We start from the raw sequence: 7,406 nt of genomic DNA, 5'->3' as shown, positions 1-7,406 counted from the left end.
GAAGAAAAGGCGGTGGCTGGGCCTTTTTTGCGCCCTTTCGTGGTGGTTCTGCCCCCCAACCCCCCGCGAAGGGCTGCAAGGCAGCCCCGATGCCCAAAAAGCACAAACCCCGGTGCGTGGCCGGGGTTTGTGCGGTTACTTCAAGCGAACCTTACAGGGCAGCAATGGCGCTGTTCAGGGTCTGGCTTGGGCGCATCACCTTGGCGGTCAGCTCGGCATCCGGGGCGTAGTAGCCACCGATGTCGGCCGGCTTGCCCTGGACGGCGTTGAGCTCGGCGACGATGGTCTCCTCGTTCTCGGTCAGGGTCTTGGCCAGTGGGGCGAAGCGCGCCTGCAGGGCAGCGTCGTCGTTCTGCGCAGCCAGGGCCTGGGCCCAGTACAGGGTCAGGTAGAAGTGGCTGCCACGGTTGTCGATACCACCGACTTTACGCGAAGGCGACTTGTTGGTGTCGAGGAACTTGCCGGTGGCCTGGTCCAGGGTGTTGGCCAGCACTTTGGCGCGCGGGTTGTCGTAGGTGTTGCCCAGGTGCTCCAGGGAAGCGGCCAGGGCCAGGAATTCACCCAGCGAGTCCCAACGCAGGAAGTTCTCTTCCACCAGCTGCTGCACGTGCTTCGGTGCCGAACCGCCGGCGCCGGTTTCGAACAGGCCACCGCCGTTCATCAGCGGCACGATCGACAGCATCTTGGCGCTGGTGCCCAGTTCCATGATCGGGAACAGGTCGGTCAGGTAGTCACGCAGCACGTTGCCGGTCACCGAGATGGTGTCCTTGCCTTCGCGGATGCGGGCCAGCGAGAACTTGATGGCGTCGACCGGGGCCAGGATGCGGATGTCCAGGCCGGAAGTGTCGTGATCCTTCAGGTACTTCTGCACCTTCTCGATCATCACGCCGTCGTGGGCGCGGGCCGGGTCCAGCCAGAACACTGCCGGGGTATTGCTCAGGCGGGCGCGGTTGACGGCCAGCTTGACCCAGTCCTGGATCGGCGCGTCCTTGGTCTGGCACATGCGGAAGATGTCACCGGCTTCGACGTTCTGCTCCAGCACCACGTTGCCCTTGCCATCGACCACGCGCACGACGCCGTCGGCCTTGATCTGGAAGGTCTTGTCGTGGGAACCGTACTCTTCGGCCTTCTGCGCCATCAGGCCAACGTTCGGCACGCTGCCCATGGTGGTCGGGTCGAAGGCACCGTTGGCCTTGCAGTCTTCGATGGTAGCCTGGTAGATGCCGGCGTAGCAGCGGTCCGGGATCACGGCCTTGGCATCCTGCAGTTCGCCGGCGGCGTTCCACATCTTGCCCGAGTCACGGATCATGGCCGGCATCGAGGCGTCGACGATGACGTCGCTTGGCACGTGCAGGTTGGTGATGCCCTTGTCGGAGTTGACCATGGCCAGGGCCGGGCGCTGGGCGTACAGGGCCTGGATGTCGGCTTCGATCTCGGCCTGCTTCTCGACTGGCAGGTCCTTGATGCGGGTGTACAGGTCGCCGATGCCGTTGTTGGCGTTGAAGCCTACCTGGCCGAGTGCGGCTGCGTGTTTGGCCAGCACGTCGCCGTAGAACTCTTCGACGATGACGCCGAACATGATCGGGTCGGAGACCTTCATCATGGTGGCTTTCAGGTGTACCGAGAGCAGTACGCCGGAAGCCTTGGCATCGGCGATCTGCTCGGCGATGAAGGCTTTCAGGGCCTTGCGGCTCATGGTGGCGCAGTCGATCACTTCGGCTGCCTTGACGGCGGTCTTTTCCTTCAGCACGGTGGTGCTGCCGTCTTTGCCGACCAGTTCGATGCGCAGGGTGTCGTCGGCTTCGATCAGTGCAGCTTTCTCGCTGCCGTAGAAGTCACCTTGGGTCATGTGGGCAACGTGCGACTTGGAGTCGGCAGCCCAGGCGCCCATCTTGTGCGGGTGCTTGCGCGCGTAGTTCTTCACCGACAGCGGTGCGCGGCGGTCGGAGTTGCCTTCGCGCAGGACCGGGTTCACGGCGGAACCCTTGATGCGGTCGTAGCGGGCGCGGGATTCTTTCTCTTCCGCGGTGGCCGGCTCGTCGGCATAGTCAGGGATGTTGTAGCCCTTGGCTTGCAGTTCCTTGATCGCGGCTTTCAGCTGCGGTACCGAGGCGCTGATGTTCGGCAGCTTGATGATGTTGGCTTCGGGGGTGGTAGCCAGCTGGCCCAGTTCCGCCAGGTGATCGCCTACTTGCTTCTCTGCGCCCAGTTGCTCCGGGAAGGCGGCGAGGATACGGCCAGCCAGGGAGATGTCGCGGGTTTCGACGGCGATGTCAGCCGAGGCGGTGAAGGCTTCGATGATCGGCAGCAGCGAGTAGGTGGCGAGGGCGGGGGCTTCGTCGGTGAAGGTATAGATGATCTTGGAACGGGTGGGCATGCGGGTTAACTCTCTGTGTGCTGAGCGTGCTCGAGTCTCGTGGTGCGCAGGGTAGGCGCATCGCCCTGGCAGCGCCATAAGCGGAAAGTCGAGAGGCTGCGAGCGGTGATGGTGGATGCATCAGTCGAGCGTCAAGTGCTGAACTGCGGTAACAGCCCAGGCTTAGTGGCCGTTCATGGCCGAGGGCGGTCCGCATTTTCCAAGGGATCGCCCCGATGACCCTTCGGTCGCGGCGCAGTATACCAAACCATTCGGGCTAATCAGCAAGGCCAAGTGATATCGGCCCACTTATAAGACCAAAGACTAAGCGGCAATGTGGTCGGTTGTCGCATGCCTTGCACCTCGGCAGATGTGGTTTAGTCTCATTGGATTGCAGATGACCAAACACACATACCCGACAGCGGAGTAGTGCAAGCATGGGATACCAGAAAATCAAGGTTCCGACCGACGGCGCCAAGATCACCGTCAATGCCGACCATTCGCTCAACGTGCCTGACAATCCGATCATCCCCTACATCGAAGGTGACGGGATTGGCGTGGATGTCTCGCCGGTCATGATCAAGGTGGTCGACGCCGCCGTGCAGAAGGCCTATGGCGGCAAGCGCAAGATCGCCTGGATGGAGGTGTACGCCGGCGAGAAGGCCACCCAGGTGTACGACCAGGACACCTGGTTGCCGCAGGAAACCCTCGACGCGGTGCGTGATTACGTGGTGTCGATCAAGGGGCCGCTGACCACGCCGGTGGGCGGCGGTATCCGCTCGCTCAACGTGGCCTTGCGCCAGCAGCTCGACCTGTACGTGTGCCTGCGCCCGGTGCTGTGGTTCCAGGGCGTGCCAAGCCCGGTGAAGAAACCCGGCGACGTCGACATGGTGATCTTCCGCGAGAACTCCGAGGACATCTACGCCGGCATCGAGTGGAAGGCCGGTTCGCCCGAGGCGAACAAGGTGATCAAGTTCCTCAAGGAAGAAATGGGCGTCACCAAGATCCGTTTCGACCAGGACTGCGGCATCGGCGTCAAGCCGGTATCCCGCGAGGGCACCAAACGCCTGGTGCGCAAGGCCTTGCAGTACGTGGTGGACAACGACCGCGAATCGCTGACCCTGGTACACAAGGGCAACATCATGAAGTTCACCGAAGGCGCCTTCAAGGACTGGGGCTACGAAGTGGCGCGTGACGAGTTCGGTGCCGAATTGCTCGATGGCGGCCCATGGATGAAGTTCCGCAACCCCAAGAGCGGCCGCGAGGTCATCGTCAAGGACGCCATCGCCGACGCCATGCTGCAGCAGATCCTGCTGCGCCCGGCCGAGTACGACGTGATTGCCACCCTCAACCTCAACGGTGACTACCTGTCCGACGCCTTGGCAGCTGAGGTGGGCGGCATCGGCATCGCCCCGGGGGCCAACCTGTCCGACACCGTGGCCATGTTCGAGGCGACCCACGGCACTGCGCCCAAGTATGCCGGGCAGGACAAGGTCAACCCGGGCTCGGTGATTCTCTCGGCGGAAATGATGTTGCGGCACATGGGCTGGACCGAGGCCGCCGACCTGATCATCAAGGGCACCAATGGCGCGATTGCCGCCAAGACGGTGACCTACGACTTCGAGCGGCTGATGGACGGGGCCACGCTGGTCAGCAGTTCAGGCTTCGGCGACGAAATGATCAAGCATATGTAAGGCAACGCAAAACCGGCCGCTTCATGGAGGCGGCCGGTTTTCATGTGCCGGCAGGCGACGTGGCAGTCAGGCGTCGGCGGGGCTGTCGGCCGAGTGGGCGCTGGCGGCGGCGGTGGTCGTGGCCTTGTTGCTGATGTTCACCGCGTGCAGGCCTTTGGGCCCCTGGACGATCTCGAAGCTCACCGCCTGGCCGGCCTTCAAGGTTTTGTAACCGTCCATCTGGATGGCCGAATAATGAGCGAACAAGTCTTCGGTCTTGCCCTCTTCATTGATGAACCCATAGCCCTTGGCATTGTTGAACCACTTGACTTTACCGCTTGCCATCCCTATGTCCCTCTGCAAAGGACTCCATCACTGGAGTATCATCCACTTCATCCGCATACGAACCTTGCGAAAAATCTGGTTGACTGCGCGGATCTTTATCGACCACGGTGGGTTCTTATTGTTTGTAACACCGTTTTGCCGTTAGTCAAGGTCACGCGGCGCGTGCTCCGGTGGCGGCTTTTGCAGTCAACCCACAACCTTAACCTGTCGCTCATGATGAAATTCTTTCCATGCATGCACCCAGTGAGATTCGACTAACATTCAATCAGGATCGCCCGCAATCGAATGAGGACGACGGCTCAGGTCTTGCGGTTCAGGAAGCCAAGCCGATCCTGCAGGCGCCACCGATGTACAAGGTGGTTTTGTTCAACGATGACTACACGCCGATGGATTTCGTCGTCGAAGTGCTCGAGACGTTCTTCAATCTGAACCGCGAGCTGGCGACCAAGATCATGCTGACCGTCCATACCGAAGGGCGGGCAGTGTGCGGATTGTTTACCCGTGACATCGCCGAAACAAAGGCTATGCAGGTCAACCAATACGCCAGGGAAAGCCAGCATCCGCTACTCTGTGAAATCGAGAAGGACGGTTAAAAGCCGACCACTTGGGTATGAGGTGAAGCTATGTTAAACCGCGAGCTCGAAGTCACCCTCAATCTTGCCTTCAAGGAGGCCCGTTCGAAGCGTCATGAGTTCATGACCGTCGAGCATCTGCTGCTGGCACTCCTTGACAATGAGGCTGCCGCGACCGTTCTGCGCGCCTGTGGCGCCAATCTCGACAAGCTCAAGCACGACCTGCAAGAGTTCATCGATTCCACCACCCCACTGATTCCGGTCAACGACGAAGACCGCGAGACCCAGCCGACCCTGGGCTTCCAGCGCGTGCTGCAGCGTGCCGTGTTCCATGTGCAGAGCTCGGGCAAGCGTGAAGTCACCGGCGCCAACGTGCTGGTGGCGATCTTCAGCGAACAGGAAAGCCAGGCCGTGTTCCTGCTCAAGCAGCAGAGCGTGGCCCGCATCGACGTGGTCAACTACATCGCCCACGGCATCTCCAAGGTGCCGGGGCATGGTTCGCATGCCGAAAACGACCAGGAAATGCAGGACGATGAGGGCGGCGATACCGCCTCTTCGAGCAACCCGCTGGATGCCTATGCCAGCAACCTGAACGAGCTGGCGCGTGCCGGCCGTATCGACCCACTGGTCGGCCGCGAGCAGGAGGTGGAGCGCGTGGCGCAGATCCTGGCGCGCCGGCGCAAGAACAACCCGCTGCTGGTGGGTGAAGCCGGGGTGGGCAAGACCGCCATCGCCGAAGGCCTGGCCAAGCGTATCGTCGATGGCCAGGTGCCCGACCTGCTGGCGCAGAGCGTGGTGTACTCCCTCGACCTGGGTGCGCTGCTGGCCGGTACCAAGTACCGTGGTGACTTCGAGAAGCGCTTCAAGGCGCTGCTGGGCGAGCTGCGCAAGCGCCCGCAGGCGATCCTGTTCATCGACGAGATCCACACCATCATCGGTGCCGGTGCGGCATCGGGCGGGGTGATGGATGCGTCCAACCTGCTCAAGCCGCTGCTGTCGTCGGGTGAAATCCGTTGCATCGGCTCGACCACGTTCCAGGAGTTCCGCGGCATCTTCGAGAAAGACCGCGCCCTGGCGCGGCGCTTCCAGAAGGTCGATGTCAGCGAGCCGTCGGTGGAAGACACCGTGGGCATCCTGCGTGGCCTGAAAGGGCGCTTCGAAAGCCACCACAACATCGAGTACAGCGACGAAGCCCTGCGCGCCGCCGCCGAGCTCGCGTCGCGCTATATCAATGACCGGCACATGCCGGACAAGGCCATCGACGTCATCGACGAAGCCGGTGCCTACCAGCGCCTGCAGCCGGAAGCCAGCCGGGTCAAGCGTATCGACGTGCCGCAGGTCGAGGACATCGTCGCCAAGATTGCACGGATTCCGCCGAAACACGTGACCAGTTCCGACAAGGAGCTGCTGCGCAACCTTGAACGCGACCTGAAGCTGACCGTGTTCGGCCAGGATGCGGCCATCGATTCGCTGGCCACCGCCATCAAGCTGTCGCGTGCCGGCCTCAAGTCGCCAGACAAGCCGGTGGGTTCGTTCCTGTTCGCCGGCCCGACCGGCGTCGGCAAGACCGAAGCAGCACGGCAGCTGGCCAAGGCGCTGGGTGTGGAACTGGTGCGCTTCGACATGTCCGAATACATGGAGCGCCACACCGTGTCGCGCCTGATCGGTGCACCGCCCGGTTACGTCGGTTTCGACCAGGGTGGCTTGCTGACCGAGGCGATCACCAAGCAGCCACATTGCGTATTGCTGCTCGATGAGATCGAGAAGGCTCACCCCGAAGTCTTCAACCTGCTGCTGCAGGTGATGGATCACGGCACCCTGACCGACAACAACGGGCGCAAGGCCGACTTCCGTAACGTGATTCTGATCATGACGACCAACGCCGGTGCCGAAACCGCCGCGCGGGCCTCGATCGGCTTCACTCATCAGGACCATGCGTCCGATGCCATGGAGGTCATCCGCAAGAGCTTCACGCCGGAGTTCCGCAACCGCCTGGACACCATCATCCAGTTCGGCCGCCTGAGCCACGAGACGATCAAGAGCATCGTCGACAAGTTCCTTATCGAACTGCAGGCGCAGCTGGAAGACAAGCGCGTACTGCTGGAAGTCAGCGATGCTGCGCGCGGCTGGCTGGCGGCCTCGGGCTACGATGTGCAGATGGGTGCGCGACCGATGGCGCGGCTGATCCAGGACAAGATCAAGCGGCCATTGGCCGAGGAGATCCTGTTTGGCGAGCTGGCCGAGCATGGCGGCGTGGTGCACGTCGACCTGCGCGATGGCGAACTGGTGTTCGACTTCGAGACCACGGCTGAGGTGGCTTGAACCGCGGGGGCCGCTGTGCGGCCCTATCGCGGCTGAAGCCGCTCCTACGGGAGGTTGCGTTCGCCTGTAGCAGCGACTTCAGCCGCGCTGGCCGCGACGCGGTTTCAGCAGGCACAAAAAAGCCCGGCACATGGCCGG

General features: G+C 62.2%; 5 protein-coding genes. 3 read left to right on the top strand and 2 right to left on the bottom strand.

What is annotated here, in order from left to right; genetic code table 11:
* Nucleotides 1-151 precede the first annotated feature (151 nt).
* Nucleotides 152-2,377 (bottom strand): NADP-dependent isocitrate dehydrogenase, encoded by a 2,226-nt coding sequence (locus ACLEJP_RS10630; RefSeq protein ID WP_440806243.1) that lies wholly within the window; start codon nt 2,375-2,377, stop codon nt 152-154.
* A 416-nt stretch (nt 2,378-2,793) separates the two neighbouring features.
* On the opposite strand from ACLEJP_RS10630, the gene icd reads away from it, so the two are divergent.
* On the top strand, nt 2,794-4,050 hold the full coding sequence (icd, locus tag ACLEJP_RS10625) for an NADP-dependent isocitrate dehydrogenase (RefSeq protein ID WP_225778395.1): 1,257 nt from the start codon (nt 2,794-2,796) through the stop codon (nt 4,048-4,050).
* A 66-nt stretch (nt 4,051-4,116) separates the two neighbouring features.
* Here the strand turns inward: icd and cspD are convergent, their stop codons facing one another.
* A complete protein-coding gene (gene cspD, locus ACLEJP_RS10620) occupies nt 4,117-4,374 on the bottom strand; it encodes a cold shock domain-containing protein CspD (protein ID WP_440806240.1) in 258 nt (85 codons plus the stop codon).
* Nucleotides 4,375-4,604: 230 nt separating this feature from the next.
* Here cspD and clpS point away from each other — a divergent pair, with 230 nt between their 5' ends.
* Complete coding sequence (gene clpS, locus ACLEJP_RS10615) at nt 4,605-4,967, top strand: ATP-dependent Clp protease adapter ClpS (RefSeq protein ID WP_013973290.1); 363 nt, start codon at nt 4,605-4,607, stop codon at nt 4,965-4,967.
* Between the two features lie 30 nt (nt 4,968-4,997).
* Entirely contained in the window at nt 4,998-7,268 is a 2,271-nt protein-coding gene (clpA, locus tag ACLEJP_RS10610) for an ATP-dependent Clp protease ATP-binding subunit ClpA (RefSeq protein WP_440806237.1), read from the top strand.
* Nucleotides 7,269-7,406 lie beyond the last annotated feature (138 nt).

This window comes from Pseudomonas sp. SMV7 (assembly GCF_052041995.1).
Lineage (GTDB): Bacteria > Pseudomonadota > Gammaproteobacteria > Pseudomonadales > Pseudomonadaceae > Aquipseudomonas.
The sequence above is the reverse complement of the archived record's forward strand: the minus strand, read 5'-3'. Positions and strand labels throughout refer to the sequence as shown.